Source organism: Actinocrispum wychmicini (assembly GCF_004345645.1).
Lineage (GTDB): Bacteria > Actinomycetota > Actinomycetes > Mycobacteriales > Pseudonocardiaceae > Kibdelosporangium > Kibdelosporangium wychmicini.
Window position 1 is genome coordinate 329,310 of record NZ_SLWS01000009.1, and the last position, 22,075, is coordinate 351,384.

Consider the following 22,075-nt stretch of genomic DNA (forward strand, 5'->3'; position numbering starts at 1 on the left):
TCAGGCTCCCCATCCGGCCTGCTGGCCGCCGGCTCGGTCGGCGACGATCTTCTCCTGGTAACCACTGCGGTGGTAGGCGGCGATCGGGTCCGGGTCCAGGCCCGCCTCGGCCCGTACCTCGGCCAGCAGCGGTCGGACGTCGGTGTTGTAGGCGTCCATCAGGACCGCGTTGGCCTCCAGGACGTTGCCCGCGCGCTGGGCCGCCCGCAACGCGTCCCGATCCACCAGCAGCGCCTTCGCGGTGGCCTCTTGCACGTTCATCACCGAACGGATGATCGCCGGGATCTTCGCCTCGATGTTGTGGCACTGGTCGAGCATGAAGTTGATGCCGTACGCCGGGTCCAGCGCGCCGCCGCGGACGATCTCGTACATGATCCGGAACAGCTGGAACGGGTCGGCCGCGCCGACCATCAGGTCGTCGTCGGCGTAGAACCGGGAGTTGAAGTCGAACGCGCCCAACTTCCCGGCCCGCAACAGGAACGCGACGATGAACTCGATGTTCGTGCCCGGCGCGTGGTGCCCGGTGTCGATGCACACTGTCGCTTTCTCGCCCAATTCCAGGCAATGCGCGTACGACGTGCCCCAGTCCGGGATGTCGGTGGCGTAGAACGCCGGCTCGAACAGCTTGTACTCCAACAACATCCGCTGGTCCGCGCCGAGCCGGTCGTACGTCTCGTGCAGCGCCTCGGCCAGCCGGTCCTGCCGGTCGCGGATGTCGTCCTGACCGGGATAGTTGATGCCGTCGGAGAACCACAGCTTCAGGTCGCGCGACCCGGTGGTGTCCATGATGGCGATCGCTTCCAGCAAGTGGTCCGTCGCCTTGCGGCGCACCCCCGGGTCCGGGTTGGTCACCGAGCCGAGCTTGTAGTCCTCGTCCTGGAACACGTTGGTGTTGATGGCGCCGATCCGGATCCCGAGGTCCTCGGCGTAGCGGCCGAGTGCGGCGAAGTCGTCGACCCAGTCCCACGGGATGTGCAGGGCGACACTCGGCGCGGCGCCGGTGAACCGGTGCACCGTCGCCGCGTCCGCGATCTTCTCCTGCGCCGTGCGGGGGACCCCGGCCTGGGGAAACACCTTGAAGCGGGTGCCTGAGTTGGCGAACGCCCACGAAGGTGTCTCGATCCGCTGCCCCCGCAGAGCGGACTTCACGGCCGTGCGGTCGGACAAGACCATCACGCCTTTCCTCGTCAGAAGTCGAACTTGTCGATGTTGTTGCTGTCGAAGACAGTCGGCGGGCCGAGCACGATCTCGCCGTTCGCGCCGATGGTGTAGTCACCGAGCTTGCCGGCCTTGAACTTCTGGCCCTCCGCCCCGGTGATCTGGCCCGACTTCAGCGCGACACCGGCGTACGCGGCGAGGTATCCGATGTCGGCCGGGTTCCACAACGCGAACTGCTTGACCGTGCCGTCCTTGACGTAGGCGCGCATCTGGTTCGGCGTGCCCAGGCCGGTGACCGCGATCTTGCCTTTGTAGCTCGACGAGCTGACGTACCGCGCCGCGGCGGCGATCCCGACCGTGGTCGGCGCGACGATGACCTTCAGGTTCGGGAACGACTGCAGCAGCCCCTGCGCCTCCTGGAACGACTTCTGGTCGTCGTCGTTGCCGTACGCGATCTTCACCAGCTTCAGGTTGGCGTACTCCGGCTTGGCAAGGGTGGTCTTGGCGACCTCGATCCAGGCGTTCTGGTTGGTGGCGTTCGGGGTCGCCGACAGGATCGCGATCTCCCCGGACCCACCGGCCAGGTCGCTCGCCATCTTCACCAGCCCTTCGCCGATGCCCTGGGTGGTGGCCTGGTTGATGAACACGTCCCGGCAGTCCTTGGCCGCGTCCGAGTCGAACGCGACGATCTTGATCCCGGCCGAGCGGGCCTGATTCAGCGACGGGCAGACCGCGTTCGGGTCGTTCGCGGCGATCCCGATCACGTCCTGCTGCTGCTGGATCAGCGTGTTGATGTAGCTGACCTGGGAGGACGCGCTCGCGTCGTTCGGGCCAACCAGCTTGTACTCGCCCTTCAGCTCGGCCAGCGCGGCCTTGCCGCCGCTGACCTCGATGTCGCTGTACGGGTTGTTGAGCTGCTTGGGCAGGTAGGCCATCTTCACGCCCTGTTTGGTCGGGGCGTTCGGGTCCGCGGCCGCGTTGGACTGCCCGGTGTTGGTGCCGCCGCCGCTGTTGTCCTTGGTCGTGCCGCCGCAGGCGGCCAACGTCACCGCCAGCCCGGCCGCGAGGACGCCGGTGAGGAATCGGTTCATGATGTCACCTTTCTGCGGCGCCGCAGTGCGGCGCGGGACCGGGTCACGATGTTGGGCAGGAGCACGGAGACGATGAGCAGCACGCCGGTCACGACGTTCAGCGCCTCGTTCGAAACGTCCTGCAGACGCAGCGCGTTCTGCAGGGTCGCCAGCAGAACCACCCCGGCGAGCACACCGGGCAGGGTGCCCTTGCCGCCGAAGATCGACACCCCGCCGAGCAGCACGGCGGCCACCACGGCGAGTTCGAGTCCGAAGCCGTTGTCCGCGCGGGCACTGGAGTACCGCAGCGTCCACAGCACGCCGGCCAGCCCGGCGACCGCGCCGCTGACCACGTAGAGCCAGAACTTGAGCCGGCCGGTGCGGACACCAGCGAACCTCGCTGCTTGTTCGCTGGCACCGGCGGCGAACACCGCACGCCCAATCGGAGTCGCGTGCAGTACAACGCCGAAAACGAGCGCCAGCACGAGCAGTGGCACGAGCACGTTGGGGATCACGCCTATCGTCCCTGTCACCCAGGAGGTGTAGGAGCGCGGGAAGTCCGCCACCGCGTTGTCCCCCAGAACGACGAACGCCAGCCCACGGTAGAGCGCCAGGGTGCCGATCGTGACCGCGAGTGAGGGCAGTTTCAGCACGGTCACGAAGAAACCGTTCAACGCGCCGAGTACGCCACCCAGGACAATGCACAGCGGGATGATCGACTCGATCGACATGCCCGTGTTCCACATCGAGCCCATCACCGCCGACGTGAGCCCGAGCGTGCTGGCCACCGACAGGTCGATCTCGCCGGTCACGATGATGAACGTCATCGGCAGCGCGACCAGGGCGATCGGCAGCAGGTCGAGCATCAGGAACGTGAAGTTGCGGCCGGTGCCGAAGTTGTCGACGGCACCGGAGGCGATCACCACGACGAGGACGGTCACCACGATGACGGCGGCGTCCCAGCTCGCCAGCCGGTGCCACGCTTTGTCAAACATGGGAATCCCTCTTCTTCAACGCCTTCGCGACCCGCACGGCGACCAGCCGGTCGGCCCCGATGGCCAACAGGATCAACCCGCCGACAATCGCCTGCTGCCAGAACTGGTTGATGTCCAGCACAGCCAGCGCGCTGCCGATGACGGTCAACAGCAAGGCACCCAGGCTCGCGCCCCACACCGAACCACTGCCCCCGAACACCGCGACCCCACCGACCACCGCCGCGGCGACGACGTTGAGTTCGTACCCAGTCCCCGCGGCGGCGTCGACCGTGCCGAACCTGGCCGCGAACAGCACCCCGGCGAGGCCGGCCAACGCGCCGCTGACCGCGAACGCGATGGTGGTGTTGCGGCCGACCTTGATCCCGGCGAGCCGCGCGGCCTGCGGACTCGACCCCATCGCGTACAACTCCCGCCCCACCGGATAGTTACGCAGCACCACCCCGGCGACGACCATCACCACCACCGCGATCACCACCAGCCACGGCACACCCAGCACCGACGCGGTCCCGAACTGGAGGAACGACGCGGGCAACTTGTCAGCGTTGATCTGCTGCCCACCGGCCCACAGATAGCTGACCCCCCGGAAGGCGTACAACGTGCCGAGCGTGACCACGAGTGCCGGCACCTGACCGAACCGAACGAGCGCTCCGTTCAACAACCCGCACACCACACCAAGAGCAAGCCCGGCCAGCAGCGCGACGATCACCGGCAGCCCAGGGTTGTCCCGCATCAGCGAACCGACCGCGAACGCGGCGAGCCCGAGCACCGAACCGACGGACAGGTCGATGTTGCGCGTGATCACCACGATCGCCTGTCCAACGGCCAACACCGCGAGGATCGACGTGCCCAGGAGAATGTCCCGGATGCTCTGCCCGGACAGGAACCGTGAGTTCTGCGTGGCGGTGAACACAACGAGCACCACAAGCGCGAGCGCGATGCCCGACTCACGCGCTTTGAAGACCGTGCCCAACACCGACCGCCCCACCGCCCTGGTGGTCTCCTGCGGCGGCGCTGCCACCTTGGTCACGCTCACGCCATAACTCCCTCACCCATCGGCACCCAGCCAGGCACCACCACCAGGTCGGTCACAGCCACCCGCCACCTCGCCACCTGCCCGGCCACCCCCGCCACCTCGATCAAAGCCACCCGCCCCACCGCCACCACCGCCTCCTGCGGAGGCGCCGCCACCTCGATCACAGCCACCCGCCCCATCGCCGCGCCCACCGACCGCCTTGCCACCCCGGCCATCTCCGCCGGCCCCACCGCCCATTTCCTTGCCACCCCGCCGCCGTTTACACCGTGCGCCCGGCCACCCCCCTTTGCCTGACCGGGCGTCACGGCCACCTCGATCACATTCACGCGACAGCCCCCTGACCCATCGCCGCGAACATCACCGAGTCCTCAGTTGCCCTCGCTCTTGGAATCTCCGCCACGATCCGGCCTTCCCGCATCACCAAAACCCGGTCGGCCATGCCCAGCACTTCCGGCAGCTCGGACGACACCATCAGCACCGCCACCCCCTCCGCGGCGAGCGCGGACATCAGCCGGTGCACCTCGGCTTTCGTGCCCACGTCGATGCCCCGGGTCGGCTCGTCGACGATCAGGACCTTCGGCGCCATCGCCAGCCACTTGGCGAGCACCACTTTCTGCTGGTTGCCGCCGGAGAGTGTGCCGACCGCGTCGCTGAGCCGGCCGTACTTCGTCCGCAGGCGTTGGGTCCAGTCCAGTGCCTCGCGCCGCTCACCCCGGCCGACGAGCAGGCCGAACTTCGACAACGCACGCGAACGCGGCAACGTCACGTTCCGTTCGATCGACAAGTCCATGACCAGGCCCTGCTGACGGCGGTCCTCCGGGACCAGTGCCATCCCTGCCGCCATCGCCGCCCGCGCCGAATGCGGCCGCAGTTTCCGGCCGTTGACCCGCACCACGCCCGCGTCCCGTTCGTCGACGCCGAAGACCGCCTGCACCACTTCGGACCGGCCGGAGCCGACCAGCCCGGCGAACGCGACGATCTCGCCGGCCCGCACCGAGAAGGAGATGTCGCGGAACACCCCTTCGCGGGACAGGCCGTCGACCTCCAGGACGACCGCGCCGGGTTCGACGTCCTGCTTGGGGAACAACGCGTCCAGGTCCCGGCCGACCATGCGGCGCACCATTTCGTCGACTGTCACATCAGTCAGCGGGTCGGTGGACACATGCCTGCCGTCGCGCATGATCGTGACGCGCTGGCAGAGTTCGGTGACCTCCTCGAAGCGGTGCGAGATGAACATGATCGCCGCGCCTTCGTCGCGCAGCGCGCGAGCCACCGCGAACAACCGCTCGACCTCGACCACGGTCAGCGCGGCGGTGGGCTCGTCCATGACCAGCACCCGCGCGTCGGCGCCCAACGCCTTGGCGATCTCGACGATCTGCTGGTCCGCGATGGACAGCCCCCGGGCCGGCCGGGCCGGGTCGATCCGCACGCCCAGCCGGGCGAACAGCCGCTCGGCCTCCGCGCGGATCGCGGCCCGGTCGATCATGCCCAGTCCGCGCCGCGGATGCCGGCCCATCACGATGTTCTCGGCCACCGACAGATCGGGGAACAGCGTGGGTTCCTGGTAGATCACCGCGATCCCGGCGGCCTTCGCCTCGGCCGGCGAGCCGAACTCGACCGGTTCGCCGGCCAGCACGAGCGTTCCGCTGTCCGGCCGGTGCACACCGGCGAGCACCTTGACGATGGTCGACTTGCCGGCGCCGTTCTCCCCCACCACCGCGTGTGCCTCGCCGGCGTACAACGGGAACGACACTCCGGCGACCGCGGCGACCGCGCCGAACGACTTGCTGACGCCGCGGACCTCCAGGAGCGGGCCGCGGCCCGGCTCTTGCCGCCCCATCGCGACCTCCGGATTGAAAGGTTTCACAACCTGGTCCGGCGACGCTACCCTGGGCCGGAAGTTGAAGTCAATGAAGAGCCGGTCCAGCTGGACTGTGACGTTTCAACACCACGACGTTTCAACAGTACGTTTCAAAGCAGGGAGTCCCCGATGGCGACGCAAGGGTCGGACGATACTGGCGTCGCCGAGGTCCGCGCGGCGGGCATCAAGGACGTCGCGGCCGCCGCCGGCGTCTCGCTGGGCACGGTGTCCAATGTGCTCAACCGGCCGGATCGGGTCAGCCCGCACACCCGCGCGAAAGTGGAGGCCGCCATGGCCGAGCTGCGGTTCGTGCGCAACGAGTCGGCGCGGCAACTGCGGGCCGGGCGAAGCCGGGTGGTCGCGTACGTGATGCTCGACGGCAGGAACCCGTTCTTCACCGACGTGGCGGCCGGGATGGAGGACGCGGTCGCCGCGGACGACCTCTCCCTGTTCGTGTGCAACAGCGCCAACCTGGCCGAGCGGGAGACCGCGTACCTCAGTCGCCTTGAGCAGCAGCGGGTGCAGGGCATCCTGATCACGCCGACCGACCCGCACTCCCCCATGCTCGACGAACTCGCCCGGCGCGGCACCCCGGTCGTCATCGTCGACCGCACCGGCGACACCGCGACCCACTGCTCGGTGGCCGTCGACGACGTCTACGGCGGGGAGATCGCCGTCCGGCACCTCATCGAGCAGGGCCACGAGCGGATCGCGTTCGTCGGCGACCAGCTCACTCTCGGCCAGGTGCGGGATCGCCGGGAAGGCGCCCTGCGGGCGTTGCGCGACGCGGGCCTCGGACCGGACCGGCTCGTCGAGCTGCGCACCTCCCAGCTGACCGTCGCCGAGGGGAGCAACGCCGGCCAACGCCTGGCCGGCCTGCCCGCCTCGATCCGGCCGACCGCGGCCTTCTGCGCCAACGACCTGCTCGCCCTCGGCCTGCTGCAGAGCTGCGCCACGCTGCGCGTCCGAGTGCCGGACGACCTGGCCATCGTCGGCTACGACGACATCGAGTTCGCGGCCGCGGCGATGGTGCCACTCACCTCCGTCCACCAGCCCCGCCACAGGCTCGGCCGCACCGCGGCCGAACTGCTGCTGCAGGAGACCATGGACCTGCACCACGAACACCAGCAGGTCATGTTCACGCCCGAGCTCGTGGTCCGCGCGTCTACTGCGTACTGATCATCGTCCAGCGCTGGTTGTCGGCGCCGGTGTTGGGCTGCTGGGTGAGCAACGCGCCGTCCGCGCCGCTGGCAGCGGTGATGGCGAGCCCGCTGGACTGGGCCACCAGGGCGTATCCACCGGCCGCGACGGCCACCGGGGTCCACCGCTGGTTGCTGGTGCCGGTGCACGTCCACTGGATGATCGCGGCGCCAGCCGACTGCGACCCGCCGTTGACGTCCACACACAGTTGGCTGGCCGCGTTGCGCACGCTGTAGGTGCCGTCGCCGTTGGCGGTGAACGTCCACCGCTGGTTGGTGCCGCCGTGCACGCCCCACACGATGAGTTGGGTGCCGGTGGCGGTGCTGGACGCGGGGTTGTCCATGGCCTTCCCGGACACCGCGCCGACGATTTCGTACGTGCCGCCGGAATTCACCGGGCTCGGCGCGTACACCTCGAACTCGAACAAGGAGAATCCCCACGCGGTGGCGCGTTGCGTGCCCTGCATGCGCACATACCGGCCCGTGCCGGACAACCCACTCAGGTCTTCGGTGCCACCACGGCCGGTGGTGGTGCTGTAGATCGTGGTCCAGGTGGTGCCGTCGGCGGACGTCTGGATCTGGTAGCCCTTGCCGTACGCGGTCTCCCAGGTCAGTTTGACCCGCCCGATCGCGGTGCTCGCGCCCAGGTCGACCTGCAACCACTCGCGGTCGGTGTACCCACTGGACCAGCGGGTGCCGTAGTCGCCGTCGGTGGCGTTGCGGGCCGGGAACGCGGCAGTCTCCACACTGGACGCGCTGGCGGGCTTGCCGAACGCGAGATTGCCCGGCTGCGCGGTGACCGGCCACGCCGGGTTGTGCCCGACCGCGTTGATGACGCCTGTGAATGCCGACCACGTCGGCACCGGCTTGGGCGAGCCCCACAGCTGCTGGGCGAGCATCCTCAGCGGCTCCCGGATGCCGGCGGCGACCTGGGCCTCGGTCTCCGCGTTGGGGTTGTCACACCAGACGTGGATCAGCGAGCCGCGGTTGCGAGCCGGGTCGGTGAGCGTCTGGCTGCCCTGGAACACGTTCGGCGTCCAGGTCTCGTAACCCCAGGTGGTGTTCGGTTTGGCACCGCCGAGCACGTAGTAGGTCGGATCCCAGCTCTCGTTGGCCACAGTGTGCCCGGCGTCAACGAGTTGCTGCGGCGAGAGGCCGGAGTTGATCCAGAACTCGACCGTGATGTCCTTGTTCGGGGCGACCGTGCCGTCGCCCGACGCGATGCCGTCGTTCCACATCCGGGTGGTCTTGCCACCGGCGCGCACCAGCCCGTCCGCCCAGTTGACGAACCCGTAGTAGGTGTCCTTGGCGGTGGCGTTCGCCCCGTAGTGGGCGCGCGCGTAGGTCAGCAGCTGCGGGTAGTTGGCGTAGTCGCGGACGTACTCGTCGGCGCCGATGTGCCAGTACGGCGCCGGGAACAACGGGAGGTACTCGGTGATGAGGTCCTGCATCAACGGGTACGCGGCGTCCTTGGACAGGTCGATGAACCCGTTGTTGACCGTGCCGTCCCGCCCGGTGAGCTTCAGGTCGGGATGGGCGGCGAGGATCGTGTCCATGTGGCCGGGCATGTCGATCTCCGGCACGACCGTGACGTGGTAGCGGGCGGCGAGCGCGACCAGGTCCGTCACCTGCTGTTTGGTGAGGTGGTCGGCGGAGACGAACTCGGGATGCTTCGTACTCTCGATCCGGAACCCCAGGTTGTCGGAAAGATGCAGGTGCAGCACGTTGAGCTTGAGGTACGCCAACTCCTTGACATGGTCGGCCAACCAGCTGGCGGTGAAGAACTTGCGGCCGTCGTCGACCATGAGCCCACGCTCGGGATACGTGGCCCAGTCCCGTGCGCTGCCCTGCGGCACGGTGAAACTCTGGTGCAGCAACTGGAGCACGGTCCGTGTGCCCGCGAAGACACCGGCTTCCTTCCCGGCGGAGATGGTGATCCGGTCGGTGATGGACAACGCGTAGCCCTCAGCGCCCAACTGGCCGTCGCTGTTGCCCAACCCGAGGAACACGTCGCCCGCTCGCAGGTCGGCGGCAGTTCCACTGACCTGGGTGATGGTGTACCCACTGAGCTTCTGGAGATCATCGGCCAGGGTCTGGCTGTCCCCTGCGAGCGCGGCCGTACCGCGCACAATCCGGGTGGCGCTGCTGAACTTGTAACTGCCCGTGCCGCCGGTCCATTCACGCAGCGCCGGAACGGTCTGCGGTGCGGTGTTCACGGCAGCGGCGTTCACGGTAGCGCCTCCCTGCACCAACCCGGCGACGACCAGCGCCGCGAGCCCTACTCGGGTCAACGTACTGCTTCGCAACTTCATGGCGGCTCCCGAGGCTGTCGTGTCGATAGTTGCAACCAAATGCCTAGTTTCAATCAACTTCGCGCAGAGCTCGGTCGGATGGTAGCGGAGGGTACATGGTCTGCACCAGTCAGCTACGCCCTGAGGACCTTGCTGTTGCCGGCAGCCCGCGCGGAGGACAGCTCGGTCGGGCCCCGCTGCTTGCCGCCCACCGCTCACTGCCCGCCGCCGCCCACTGCCGCCCGCTGCCCGCCGCTGCCGCCCGCCGCCCACTGTCCGCCGCCGCCCGCCGCTTACTGCCGCCGCCCACTGCCCACTGTCCCCCGCTGCTGCTGCTCACCGGCCGCTGCCCGCTGCCGGATAGGTCGTTTCCATTCGCGAGGCCTTTCAGCGCCCGCCGGAAAGACGAATAGTGCTGGGCGCGAAACGTTGTTTGGTCACCTTGGAGTTCGGCTTCCAGCCTCGGGTTCCGGTTCCGGCGCTGGTTACCCTTCTGTGGTTCCATTCCAGCCAAAGATCCTCTATTGGCCATTAGATTCCCACTCTTTCCCACCCTTTCCCACTAGCTCCCCCTTTCCCATTAGCCCCCTCTCTCTCACTAGCCCTCTCTCTCGCGCCCATTTTCGAATGGCCACCACTGCCATTCTTCGGTATCATTGAGGCATGGGTGGGGAACTAACTCTCTTTCGTACACCGCTTCCGCCGGGCGACATTCCCGTTGAGGAGATGTCCGCCTCGGAATGCCTGGACGTCCTGACCGCTGCCGAACGGGTTATCGCTGAGGCAGAGGCCGCGAAGGTTCGCGCGCTGGCTCGGTTCGCCGTGCTGCGGCCACCGACCCGACGGCACACCGAACTGGCCGATGGCGCACGCGAAGAAGTCGCCATCGAGATCGGCATCAGCCCACAAGCCGCCGCCACACACATACTGCGAGCACAGCGCCTCGCCACCCGACTACCCGCCACCATGGACGCGCTAGCCGCCGGCAACATCGACCTCAAACGCGCACTTGCGATGGACGACCTAACCGACGTGCTGTCAGCGAAAGATGCCGGGCGAGTGGAACGACGAGTCCTGGCCTACGGACGCCGCACCAACCCCAGCCGATTCCGCGACTCCATCCGATATCACATGATCAAAGTCGACCCGGCTTCCGCCGAACGGCGTCGGGTAGCCGCCCGACAAGACCGCGACGTCACATATATGGCCGGAGAAGACGGCATCGGACACTTCAGCGCCGCCCTCACTGCCGAAGAAGCACTGACCGCCCACCAACAGATCGACAAACTCGCCCGAAAGGCCAAGACCCCCAACCGGACCTTGGGCCAATGCCGGGCCGACGTACTGATGGCCCTGATCATGGGTGAGCAACGGGACCGGGTGAAGGTCCAGGTGAATGTCACCATCCCGGCCACCACCCTGATGGGCCTCACTGAGCAGCCCGGCGTGCTGGCCGGATATGGGCCCATCACGGCCGAGCATGCCCGGGAATTGGCCCACAACGGCACCTGGCGGCGGATCCTCACCGACCCAGCCGGGCACCTGCTGGAAGCCAGCCCACGCCGATTCCCCTCACCGGCGATGGCCGAGCACGTCCGGCTACGCGACCAGCACTGCCGCATGCCCGGCTGCACCACCACCGCCCACCGGTCGGAGATCGACCACACCGTTCGTCATTGCGATCAGGGACTCAGCAGCACAGACAACCTCGCCGCATTGTGCAAATATCACAACCTGCTCCGCGAGCGCAGCGACTGGGACATTTATCAGCCCAGTGAGGGTGTGTTGGTGTTTACCAGCCCTGAAGGTCGCCGGTACCAGACCACACCTCCAGCGCTCGTCGCGTGAGGATCATTTTTCTTTGGCTGGAATGGAACCACAGAAGGGTAACCAGCGCCGGAACAGGAACCCGAGACTGGAAGACGCACTCCAAGGTGACCAAACAACGTTTCGCGCCCAGCACCATTCGTTTTTTCAAAGCCGCCATCGCCGAGGGGCGATTGTTCATCGCCCCCCGGCGGATTGTCACAACGAAGCGCGGACCCGTTGGGCAGCCTTGACGAGGTGGCGGAGGGCGGGTTCTACCTCGGTGTAGTTGCGGGTTTTCAAGCCGCAGTCGGGGTTTGCCCAGACGCGAGAGGCGGGGACTGCTTCGACTGCCGCGCGCAGCAGGTCGGCCATCTCGTCCGTGTTGGGGATTCGTGGCGAGTGGATGTCGTAGACGCCTGGGCCGACGCCGCGGTGGTAGCCGATGGTGGCGAGGTCGGCGAGGACTTCCATTTTTGAACGGGCTGCTTCGATTGTTGTGACGTCCGCGTCCAGGCCGTCGATGGCTTTGATCACGTCGCCGAATTCCGAGTAGCAGAGGTGGGTGTGGATTTGGGTACTCGGCGCGGCTCCTGCGGTGGCCAGACGGAACGCGTTCACTGCCCAGTCCAGGTATGCCTGGCGGTCCTCCGCGCGCAGCGGCAGCAGTTCGCGCAGTGCCGGTTCGTCGACCTGGATGATTCCGATTCCGGCGGCTTCGAGGTCTCGGATCTCGTCACGCAACGCCAACGCGACCTGGTCCGCTGTCACTCCCAGGGGTTGGTCGTCGCGGACGAAGGACCACGCCAGGATTGTCACCGGGCCGGTGAGCATGCCCTTGACCGGCCTGGACGTCAGTGATTGGGCGTACGTCGCCCAGGGCACTGTCATGGGCGCGGGCCGGGACACGTCGCCGTGCAGGATCGGTGGGCGCACGCATCGGGAGCCGTACGACTGCACCCATCCGTTGTCGGTGAACGCGAAGCCGGCGAGCAGTTCGCCGAAGTACTGGACCATGTCGTTGCGCTCGGGTTCACCGTGCACCAACACGTCCAGGCCGAGATCCTCCTGGAGCCGGATCACCCGTTCGATCTCGGCACGCATCCGCCCCTCGTAGTCCGCCTCGCCCAACTGCCCGGTTCGTAGGTCGGCACGTGCCTTGCGGATGTCGGACGTCTGTGGGAACGACCCGATTGTCGTCGTGGCCAACGGCGGCAACCCCAGCCGGGCAGCTTGGGCGGCGGCTCGATCTGGATACGCGACACGCCTGCGGTCTTCGGGGCGCAGCGCTGCGATACGCGCGCGGACGTCCAAATCACGACGCACGCGACCGACGCCCTCGGGGGCCACGATCGACGCGTCCTTGCCCAGCGACACCACCTCGTCGACCTTCTGCCGCGCGAACGCCAACCTGGCCGCGACCGAAGGGTCCAATGAGGTCTCCGCAGCCAGGTCGTAAGGTACGTGCTGGAGCGAACACGACGTCGACACCGCGATGTCGCCGACCGCGTCACGCAGCCGCGCACACGTCGACGCGGCGGTACGAAGGTCGGTACGCCAGATGTTGCGGCCGTCCACCACACCGGCTACCAAGGTCTTCGACCGCAGACCTGGAATCAACGGGATTTGCGAGACCGCCCCGGCGCCGGCGACCAGGTCCACCGCGATGCCTTCGACGGCCGTCTCCGCCAACACCGGCAACGCCGGGCCGAACTCACCGAAATACCCCGCCACCAGCAGCTGAGGCCGCCGTGACAAGCCCGCCAGACGGGAGTACACACGGCCCAACGCGGCCAGCTCGGCGTCGGAACGGTCAGCGACGAACGCCGGTTCGTCCAACTGCACCCACGCCACGCCCGCGGCCGCCAACTGGCCGAGCAGCGAGGCGTAACAGTCCACAAGGGAGTCCAGGGCATCCAGTGGGACGAACCCGTCGACTCCCTTGCTGAGCAACAGGAACGTCACCGGACCGAGCAGCACCGGCCGGGTCTCAACACCCGCCGAACGCGCCTCCTGGTACTCGGCGATGGGCTTGTCCCCGACGAGCGTGAACTTGGTGTCCGCGCCGATTTCGGGAACCAGGTAGTGGTAGTTCGTGTCGAACCACTTGGTCAGTTCCAGCGCGCCGACCTCGGCGTGGCCACGCGCCATCGCGAAGTACGTGTCCAGACCCGTCAGCCCCAGGTCGCGATACCGCTGCGGGATCGCGTCGAACAGCAGGGCGGTGTCCAGAACCTGGTCATAGTACGAAAACGTGTTCGACGGCACCGAATCCAGGCCGCGACCGGCCAGGTCGGACCAAGTGTCCAGGCGCAGCTGCCGGGCCACCTTCCGCAGGCCCGGCGCGTCCAGCGCACCCGACCAGTACTGTTCCAGCGCGCGTTTGAGCTCCCGGCGCGGACCGATCCGCGGGTAGCCCAACACTGTCGACCCGATGCCTCGGGCGGATGAATCGACCACAGCTCTCTCCTCGCGAGCACCGAGCCACCCAGGAAAGCCCGCGGAGAAGCGGCCCTGCCCTCCCGAGAGGCTACGGACGGGCACGGGCCGAGGTCGGCCCGTGCACCGGTGGCAGGTCTTCGGACTCGCGGGCACCCGACTGAACAGCCGGACCTACTGGCCGTCGCTTCCCAGGCTCACGCCCAGTGCTTCATGACGGCGGTCGTTCCCACTCACCGCTGCGGGGCAGTCCCGGACTCACACCGGGTTCCCTCTTGCCTCGCCGCACCCGGGGATGCGGCGAACCACCAGCAGTCGCCAGCGTATCGGAGATCCCCTGAACAGACGAGAACTGCGGAACTGTTCCATAGGAGGCTTTGCGGGCCGCGCGGCGGAGGGTGGCGAGGATCGCCGGGCCGAGGACGAGGATGGCGATGGTGTTGGTGATGGCGCGGCCGGTGTCCCAGCCCGCGGTGGACGTCAGCAGGGTGAAGATCGCGAAGCGGTGCAGGTTGTCCAGGAACGACGCGCCGGGGACGTACGAGATGTGGCCGTTGTAGTACGGGACTTCGACACCGGCGATGAACGGCCAGAACCACAGGTTCATCAGGAACCCGAAGACGTAGGCCACAACGATGCCGTACCCCACGAGCATGGCGATCTCGGCCTTGCCGGTCACCTTGCGCGGCAACAAGCCCGCGCCCATGCCGATCCACGCCGAACACAGCATCTGGAACGGCAACCAGGGGCCGACTCCCGCGGTGAGCAGCGCGGAGGCGAACAACGACGTGCACCCGAGGACGAACCCGAACCCGGCACCGAACACCCGCCCGGCCAGCACGAGCATGAAGAACACTGTCTCGATGCCCGCGGTTCCCGCGCCGAGCGGCCGCAGCGCGGCGTTGACCGCGGACAGCACGCCGAGCATCGCCAGGGCTTTGGAGTCCATGCCCCCTTCGGACAGTTCGGCGAGCACGATCACGATCAGCAACGGGAGTATGCCGACGAAGATGAACGGCGCGTCCGGTCCGTGCTGCATGCTCTGCGGTTCCACGCGCACAAGCAGCGGCCACACGAACATCATCAGCCCCGCCAACGACGTCAGCCCCAGCACGATCGCCGAACGGGGACCGACCCGGACCGCTCTCCCCCTCATCGAACCTCCTGCGGCAGCGCGGCCAGCACGTCGGCGACAGTGAGCCAGTCCGCGCCCAGGACCTTCGCGACCTGGGTGGCGAAGGCCGGCGAGCCGCCCAGAACCTCCACTGTGGACCCGTCGGAGACGATCTCCCCCTCGGCCATGACGATCACCCGGTCGGCGACCGTGGCCACGAACTCGACGTCGTGGGTCGCCACCACGACCGCCTTCCCCTCGGCCGCGAGTCCCGCGATCATGGTGCGCAGCGCGGCTTTCGCCGTGTAGTCCAGACCGCGAGTGGGTTCGTCCAACAGCATCACCTGCGGCGCGGCCGACAGCTGGACCGCCAACACGAGCGCGAGGCGTTGGCCTTCCGACAGGTCGCGCGGATGTTTCTCCGGGTCGATGCCGGGCACGAGCCGGTCCAGCAGGCTTCGGCACAACCCGGGTTCGGCGCCGGACTCCCGGTCGGCCGCAGCGCACTCGTCGGCCACGGTCTCCAGGTACAGCAGGTCGCTCGCGGTCTGCGGAACGAGACCGACGAGTTTGCGTGCCTTGGCGCTGGACAGGTCTTTCGGGTCGGCGTCCTGGGTACGCACCGATCCGCCCTGGCGCGGACCAGACCCCTGCAACGCCCACAACAGCGACGACTTGCCAGACCCGTTGCGGCCCATCATGGCCACGACCCTCCCGGCGTGCAGAGCCAGGTCGATGCCACGGACAGCGACCGTAGGGCCATAGCGGACCACGATCGACGAGCCGGTCAGCAACGCGACGCCGTCGGTGGCGGACGGCCGCGGAGCCGGCAGGGTGAGCCGATCGCGCAGCGGACCTGCCTGCCGACGGGCGTCACGCACCGACAGCGGCAGCGGATCCCAATGCGCGACGCGTCCCAAGTGGACGATCGGAGGCGCGATCGGGGTGTCCTTGAGGATCTCCGCCGGCGGCCCGTCGAGCACGGTCGTGTCCCCGGGCAGGTACAGCATCCGGTCGGCGAACGGCACGACCCGTTCCATCCGGTGCTCGGCCATGATCACCGTCGTTCCGAGGTCCTGGACCAGCCGGGCCAGCGTGGCCAGCACGTCCTCGGCCGCGGTCGGGTCCAGCGCGGAGGTCGGCTCGTCCAGCACGAGCACCTTCGGGTGGGTGGTGAGGACCGAGCCGATCGCGACGCGTTGCTGCTGACCGCCGGACAGGCTGCGCAACGCCCGGCGCCGCAGGTCGGCGATGCCCAGCAGGTCCAGGGTCTCCTCGACGCGACGGCGCATGACCTGGGGCGGGACGCCGAGTTGCTCCATCCCGTACGCCAGTTCCTCCTCCACGGTGTCGGTGACGAACCCGGCGAGCGGGTCCTGCCCGACCATGCCCACCAGATGGGCGAACTCCCGGGGCGGCCGGGAACTGGTGGCGATGCCGTCCACGGACACGACTCCGTCGAGGTGACCGCCGGTGAAGTGCGGGACGAGCCCGTTGAGCGTGCCGAGCAGGGTCGACTTCCCCGCGCCGGTGTGGCCGGTGAGCACCACCAGCTCGCCCTCGCCGATGGACAGCGTCACATCGGTCAACACGGGGTCGGGCTGGCCGTCGTAGTAGAAGGTGACGTGGTCGAGCTCGATCACGCGGGCACCTCCTCGGCGACATACGGCGGTTCCGGGGCTGGGGACAGGACCGACGGCAGCACGCCGACCAGCACACCACACAACGGCACCCAGGACAGCAACGGCCACGACAGTGTGATCAGCGACGGGTTCAGGTTGGTGGGGTCGACGCTGGACGTCGCGAACATCACCACGGCGACCCCGACACCGCTGAGAGCCACGACGATCTCGGCCAGGCGCCACCGGTCGGGCCGGTAGCGGGAGCGATGCACCCGCTTGCCCGCGAGCCGGAACCCGACCAACGCGATCGCGAGTCCGGTGAACAGCACTGGCCCCGCCAGAAAACGAGGAGTGGAACCGTCGAGCGTGGCGTAGACACCCACGCACACCCCGATCAGCCCGACGATCATCAGCGCCCCGGTGACCAACCGGGTTCGGGCTTGGACCAACCCGGCGCGGCCGTATCCACGGGAATCCATCGAGGCGGCCAGCCGCAGCGACCGGTCCAGCGCGTCCTCCAACACCGGGATGATGATCGCGCGCAGCGCGCGGAACTTCTTGCCGCTGCTGCCACCGCGCAGTTTGCGCGCACGCCGAACGCGCAACGCGCTTTCCGCCAGCTGAGGGAACACCGACAAGGCGACGATCACGGCCGTGCCGATCTCGTACAGCGCCGGCGGCAACGACTTGAGCAGACGTTTCGGGTTGGCCAACGCGTTGGCCGCGCCCAGGCAGATCACCATCGCGGCCAGGCGGAGCCCGTCGTACAGCCCGCCAAGCAACGACTCCGCCGACACGTCACCCAGCAGGCGGATCCCGGCGGCCCACGCGGGCAACGGGATCTCCGGCAGCCGCAGGATGATCGTCGTGCCCTCGGCTCCGCCGAAGATCACCCGGAAGAACACCCGGAGGACAATGATCATCACGCCGAGGTACAGGTACAGCCGGAACGCCATCGCCCATGGGGCTTCCGAACGCCGGGCGACCACCACGTAACACGCGACCGCGACGATCGTGAGCAGCAGCCACGGGTTGGTGGTGCGGCTCGCCGCGACCGCCAGGCCGAGCGCCCACATCCACCACGCGGCCGGATGCAGGTCCCGGGGCAGGAAGTACCTGGTGAACAAGGTTCTAGGACTCCCGCGTCCGCTTGCGGCGCCTGGCGGTCAGCCACGTCGCCGCGATCAGGATCACGACCGCGCCGCCCGCCACCCAGGGGGCGTAGTCGCTGGCCCCGGACTGGTCCTTGATCTCCTTGTTGACGTCGCCGAGGCTCTCGCCGCCGGTGAAGGCCACGTTGCGGGCCGGGTCGTCGGCGACCGCGCTGGGCCTTGGTTTCGGCGGCGGCAACGCACCCGTCCCACCGCCGGTCGCGGGGTCGCCTCCCCCGGGCTGCGTCGACGTGCCTGGGGATGTGCCGCCGCCCGTCCCCGGGCCGGCTGCCCCGCCTGGGCCCGCTCCCCCGCTGGGCTTGCCAGGGGTCGGGGAGCCTGTGCCTGGGTTCGGGCCGGGCAGTGGCTGGGGTTGCTGCCTCTCGTTCGGGTCGTTGGAGGTCGGTGCCGGTTCGTCTGGCGTGGTGCATGCTTCGCCTGCCGTTCCCGGGCGCACGGCGGCGATCCGCGGTTTCGGGTTGCTGTCGGCCGTGGCGTTGAGGGAGAACGACCAGCCTTCGAACCCGCCGGGCGCGAAGTCGCGGTTTTTCACACCCCACTGGCTGTACGCCCACGGACAGTTATTACCCGCGTGCCAATAAGACCAGTACGCGGCCGCGGGCGGCGTGTCGACGCACGCTTCCCGGTAGCCTTCCTTGCCCGTGACAGGCAGTTTCTCCACCGCGGACGGCCGGTTCTCGACCCGGCAGATGAACGCCTCGCCCCAGCGTTGCACACCGGCGATCTGGAAACCCGCACCCTTCAACGCGTCCAGGCCCGTGCCACGGGTGCCTTGCGGGTTGCAGCGCACGACGGTCGTGCCGCCCAGCTGCTGGAAGTCGACGACGACCGTGACCCCGGTGCCGTCCGTGCAGAAGCCTGGGTGGCCCTTGGACTGGTCGACCGCCCACGCGGGCGCCGGCCCGGCAGCGAGGACGAGAACCGCTGCCAGGCCGGCGAGTTTGCGTGTCGTTCGTTTCATTGCACCGTCAGTGTCGCTGTCGAGTACACCGTTCCGCCCGCCCCTGTCGCGCTGACGGTGTACGTGTACGTGCCCTTGGCGGTCGGGGTGATCGTCCGCGTCCCGCCCGGCACGGCCAACGACCCCGACCAGCTGCCGCCGCCGGACGCCGGGGACACCGACGCCGCCGTGACCGCGGTGGCGTGGGTCGAGGTCCAGGTCAGCGTGGTGCTCTGGCCCAAGGTGATCTTGCGGTCCAGGTCGTCGACGGACAGGCCGACCGTCGGGTTGTTCGGGTTCACCGCCGGGTTGGTCGGCGTCACCCGCGGTGCCGGGTTGGTCGACGCGGTCTTGTTGAGCGAGAACGACCAGCCCTCGAACCCGCCCGGGACCACGTTACGGTTCAACGCGCCGAAACTGCTGTACGTCCACGTGCTGCCCGAACCGTCGGCGTGCCAGTACGCCCAGTAGGCGTCGCCGGGCGGCGTGTTGACGCACGCCTCGTGGTAGGTGGGGCTGGCCGTGCGCGGAATGGCCTCGGTCGACGACGGCCTGTTCTCCAGCCGGCAGATGAAGCCCAGTCCCCACCTGGCCGTGCCGGTCACCGCGATTCCGGCGTCCTGCAACGCCTTCACACCCGTCCGGTCGGTGCCGGGGTTGGCGTTGGGCGAGCAGCGGGTGATCGTCGGCGCGGCGGTACCGCCGTTGCCGTCCAGTTCCTGGAAGTCGATCACCACGGTGACGCCGGTCAACGCGTCGGCTCCGGTGCAGATCCCGTTGTAGCCCTTGGTCGGATCGACCGCGTTCGCCGGTGTGGCCGTGGCTATCACTGCCCCGGTCAGCAACGCCAGCGTCAACAACTTTCTCATCGGGCAACCCCCTTGGTTCGTTTCCTGAGACCCAGCACCACGCGCCCGCCAACCGCGACCGCGGCGGCGAGCACGAAACCCAGAGCGATCCAGCTCAACGTCGGCGCGGACGGAACGCTGGCCTGCGCGACCGGCCGCGGATCGTCGCCGGACCTGGTCAGTGGCAACCGGACCGCCGCAACCACCGGCGAACCGGGGCTCTGCGTCCACGACCTGCCGGCGACACCGGGCGCGACCGCGATGCTGGTGGCCAGGTCGCTGCCCGCCCCTTCGGTCTTCGCCATCCCGCCGTCCGCCAACAGCAACGCGCCGACCGCACGTACGGTCTCGCTCACGTCCAATCCCACCGAGGCCCGCGCGGCGGTCATTCTGGCGGCCAGTACGGGGTCGTCTACTGTGGACTGAAGTGCGCCGGCCGCGGTCTCCAACGCGGTGGCGTGCTTCTTCGTCCACTCGTCAGGACGGCCACTGTTCAACGCCTCGACGGCGATGGCTGTCGCGGCGAGATCGCCCGTGTCGCAATCCTTCTTGGTGAGGTCGCTGGGGAACGTGCCGTCCTTGCACTGGCGGGCGATCAACACGTCAGGGTCGGCCCCGGTGGCCAGGATCGCCCACGCCTGGTGCTGGACGGACCGGCTGGTGTCGGCGAACCCGCCCGTGTCGACGAACTCACCGCTGTCGGTGCGCAATCTGGCCAGGTCGTTGGCCAATTGGCCAATGACGTCGTCTGGTCCGGGTGGTTGAAACCGCGCGATGATCAGCAGCTTGGCCAACGGTTCCGCGTACGCGGCGTCCGCTTGTTCGTACGGGACGCCGTGGGCGTACGCCTTGACCGACTCCGGTGTCAGCAGGAACTTCGACACGCGGTCGACGGCCTCCGGCTGCTCGCCGAGCGTGCGCAGCGCGAGCAACAGGTCAGCCGTGGCGTCGTAGTCGACGAACGTCCTGCCGTCCTGGGTGACCTCCACGTGGTCACCGTTGACCAGCTTGCCCGCCAGGTAGCCGCCCAGTGCCGTGGCCGGAGCGGGCGGCCCGGGAACGGGCGGAGTGGCCGCCACGGACGGCTCGTCCGGCGGGCTGGTCGACGGGGTGACGACGGTGCCGCCTCGGCGGGTTGCCGGCGGCGGGCGGGTGCCGGTGCCGGCGGCAGGTGGGTTGGCCGGCGGCGGTGAGCCCGTGGGCTCGTGGCTGGGTTCCGGCGACGGCGATCCCCCGGTCGGTGTCTGCGACGGCGTGGGCGTCTGCGAAGTCGGCTCGTCGGGGGGCACGCGGCCTTGGGCGAGGTCGTAGAAGCCGACCTGGGACAGCCCGAGCGACGCCTGCGCGCCCGCCCGGATCCACGTGTCCAGCCCGGTCACGCCGGTGGTGCGGGCCGAGTGGTACTGCTCCGGCGTATAGGCGATCGCGCCGATGTCGTTGGTCAGCGCGTTGCCGGCGTCAGCGTCCGACGCCTGGGACGCCTTGAGGTACGCGGTTCCCTTGCGCACAGCGTCGTCCGCGCCGCCCGCTTCGGCGAGCGCCTGGACGATCAAGCCGGTGCTGTTGGTGTTGGGGGCGTCCGTGGTGACGCCGCCATGCCAGCCACCGCCCGCCGGCTGGTGCGCCTTCAGCCACGCGACCGTCTTGTCGATGGGAGCGTCGAGGTTCGCCGCACCGGCTTTGCGGGCGGCGAGCAGTGCCGACAACGCCATGCCCGTGGCGTCGCCGTCCGGGCCGGACTGGTCGAACGGCTTGCCTTCGTCGCATGTGGACACTTTGTACCCGTCGGGGGTGACGTGGTCGCCCGTCTCGGTGGTCTTGACGTGGCCGAAGAAGATCCGGAAGTACCCCTCGGAACACTGCTGGGTCAGCAGCTTGTCGATGGCCAGCTGGTCGTTCTCGCCCACCGCGGCCAACCCGATCACACCGAGCGCCTGGCCGAACATGTTGGCGTTGTTGCTCACAATGTCGGCCATCTCGGGCTTCTTGGCGTAGTCGCTGACGCGGCCCTTGTCCGGGCCGGACCGCATGATCGCGCCCTGGGTCTCGGCGACCATGTCGTGACCGCCGAACGTACGCGGGTCCCGGCCGGCCATCTCGGCGGCGACGAGGACCTTCGCGGTGGCGCCGCCGACGATGATGGCGTCGTAGCCCTGGCCGGGCAGCAGGCCGTCCCACGTGTAGTAGTCGGTGGCGTGGGCGTCCATGTACTTCACGATCGGCGCGGCCAGCTTGCCGTCACCCGAGGCGTACATCGCGAACAGGGTGTCGATCATCAGGCCGTGGTCGGGCAGGTCGCCGCCGTTGGGATTGTTCAGGGTGCCGTCCGGGGCCAGCTGCTTGGCCAGCCACCGGGAGTTGGCTTTGGCGGCGGCCCGTTCAGCGGACGCCCAGGCGGTGCCGGTCTGGACAGTGACGGCGACGCCTGCCACGAGAACCGACAACGCGGCCGCCAACGCGGCGCCACGCCTGCGTAATGATGATTCCACGGTCTCGTCCTTCGTCCGGGGCGAGACCGACATGTTTC

Annotated in this window: 15 protein-coding genes, 1 pseudogene and 1 riboswitch; of the genes and pseudogenes, 2 read left to right on the forward strand and 14 right to left on the reverse strand. The window is 68.5% G+C overall.

Annotated elements, in window-relative coordinates; all coding sequences use genetic code 11:
• The 6 genes from rhaI to EV192_RS36900 are packed head-to-tail and all read right to left on the reverse strand — an operon-like array spanning position 1 to position 6,096.
• Positions 1-1,173 (reverse strand): L-rhamnose isomerase, encoded by a 1,173-nt coding sequence (gene rhaI, locus EV192_RS36875; RefSeq protein WP_207926478.1) that lies wholly within the window; start codon positions 1,171-1,173, stop codon positions 1-3.
• Between the two features lie 14 nt (positions 1,174-1,187).
• Positions 1,188-2,249: a rhamnose ABC transporter substrate-binding protein gene (gene rhaS / locus EV192_RS36880; protein ID WP_165960828.1), complete on the reverse strand. Its 1,062-nt coding sequence runs from the start codon at positions 2,247-2,249 to the stop codon at positions 1,188-1,190.
• Positions 2,246-3,223 carry an ABC transporter permease gene (locus EV192_RS36885; RefSeq protein WP_132123255.1) on the reverse strand — a complete coding sequence of 326 codons (978 nt, stop codon included), beginning with the start codon at positions 3,221-3,223 and terminating at the stop codon, positions 2,246-2,248. Before EV192_RS36885 ends, rhaS begins: the two co-directional genes overlap by 4 nt.
• A complete protein-coding gene (locus tag EV192_RS36890; protein WP_132123256.1) occupies positions 3,216-4,256 on the reverse strand; it encodes an ABC transporter permease in 1,041 nt (346 codons plus the stop codon). Before EV192_RS36890 ends, EV192_RS36885 begins: the two co-directional genes overlap by 8 nt.
• Positions 4,253-4,582 carry a hypothetical protein gene (locus tag EV192_RS36895; protein ID WP_132123257.1) on the reverse strand — a complete coding sequence of 110 codons (330 nt, stop codon included), beginning with the start codon at positions 4,580-4,582 and terminating at the stop codon, positions 4,253-4,255. Before EV192_RS36895 ends, EV192_RS36890 begins: the two co-directional genes overlap by 4 nt.
• Positions 4,579-6,096 carry a sugar ABC transporter ATP-binding protein gene (locus EV192_RS36900; protein ID WP_132123258.1) on the reverse strand — a complete coding sequence of 506 codons (1,518 nt, stop codon included), beginning with the start codon at positions 6,094-6,096 and terminating at the stop codon, positions 4,579-4,581. Before EV192_RS36900 ends, EV192_RS36895 begins: the two co-directional genes overlap by 4 nt.
• A 150-nt stretch (positions 6,097-6,246) precedes the next feature.
• Here EV192_RS36900 and EV192_RS36905 point away from each other — a divergent pair, with 150 nt between their 5' ends.
• Positions 6,247-7,296, forward strand: a complete 1,050-nt coding sequence (locus tag EV192_RS36905) for a LacI family DNA-binding transcriptional regulator (RefSeq protein WP_132123259.1) — start codon at positions 6,247-6,249, stop codon at positions 7,294-7,296.
• On the opposite strand, the gene EV192_RS36910 is transcribed toward EV192_RS36905, so the two are convergent.
• Complete coding sequence (locus tag EV192_RS36910; protein ID WP_132123260.1) at positions 7,283-9,628, reverse strand: family 20 glycosylhydrolase; 2,346 nt, start codon at positions 9,626-9,628, stop codon at positions 7,283-7,285. The two genes, EV192_RS36905 and EV192_RS36910, sit on opposite strands and share 14 nt — an antisense overlap.
• A gap of 642 nt (positions 9,629-10,270) precedes the next feature.
• On the opposite strand from EV192_RS36910, the gene EV192_RS36915 reads away from it, so the two are divergent.
• Entirely contained in the window at positions 10,271-11,455 is a 1,185-nt protein-coding gene (locus EV192_RS36915; protein WP_132123261.1) for an HNH endonuclease signature motif containing protein, read from the forward strand.
• Between the two features lie 177 nt (positions 11,456-11,632).
• On the opposite strand, the gene metE is transcribed toward EV192_RS36915, so the two are convergent.
• The 7 genes and pseudogenes from metE to EV192_RS36950 all read right to left on the reverse strand — a co-directional run bounded on the left by metE (position 11,633) and on the right by EV192_RS36950 (position 22,037).
• Positions 11,633-13,873, reverse strand: coding sequence for a 5-methyltetrahydropteroyltriglutamate--homocysteine S-methyltransferase (metE, locus tag EV192_RS36920; protein WP_243727310.1), 2,241 nt, complete (start codon positions 13,871-13,873; stop codon positions 11,633-11,635).
• Between the two features lie 93 nt (positions 13,874-13,966).
• Positions 13,967-14,177: riboswitch (cobalamin riboswitch) on the reverse strand.
• A gap of 24 nt (positions 14,178-14,201) precedes the next feature.
• Positions 14,202-15,008: pseudogene (locus tag EV192_RS36925) on the reverse strand (ECF transporter S component family protein); the annotation flags it as partial.
• Positions 15,005-16,609 (reverse strand): ABC transporter ATP-binding protein, encoded by a 1,605-nt coding sequence (locus EV192_RS36930; protein WP_132123262.1) that lies wholly within the window; start codon positions 16,607-16,609, stop codon positions 15,005-15,007. The pseudogene EV192_RS36925 and the gene EV192_RS36930, both read right to left, overlap by 4 nt.
• Positions 16,606-17,715, reverse strand: coding sequence for an energy-coupling factor transporter transmembrane component T (locus tag EV192_RS36935; protein ID WP_132123263.1), 1,110 nt, complete (start codon positions 17,713-17,715; stop codon positions 16,606-16,608). Before EV192_RS36935 ends, EV192_RS36930 begins: the two co-directional genes overlap by 4 nt.
• Before the next feature lie 4 nt (positions 17,716-17,719).
• Positions 17,720-18,721: an ABC transporter substrate-binding protein gene (locus EV192_RS36940; RefSeq protein ID WP_132123264.1), complete on the reverse strand. Its 1,002-nt coding sequence runs from the start codon at positions 18,719-18,721 to the stop codon at positions 17,720-17,722.
• The gene (locus EV192_RS36945) at positions 18,718-19,569 is read right to left on the reverse strand and encodes an ABC transporter substrate-binding protein (RefSeq protein ID WP_243727311.1); all 852 of its coding nucleotides are present in this window, start codon (positions 19,567-19,569) and stop codon (positions 18,718-18,720) included. Before EV192_RS36945 ends, EV192_RS36940 begins: the two co-directional genes overlap by 4 nt.
• Positions 19,566-22,037 (reverse strand): prenyltransferase/squalene oxidase repeat-containing protein, encoded by a 2,472-nt coding sequence (locus EV192_RS36950; RefSeq protein ID WP_243727312.1) that lies wholly within the window; start codon positions 22,035-22,037, stop codon positions 19,566-19,568. The genes EV192_RS36945 and EV192_RS36950 overlap by 4 nt, the downstream gene beginning before the upstream one ends.
• Positions 22,038-22,075: the final 38 nt, after the last annotated feature.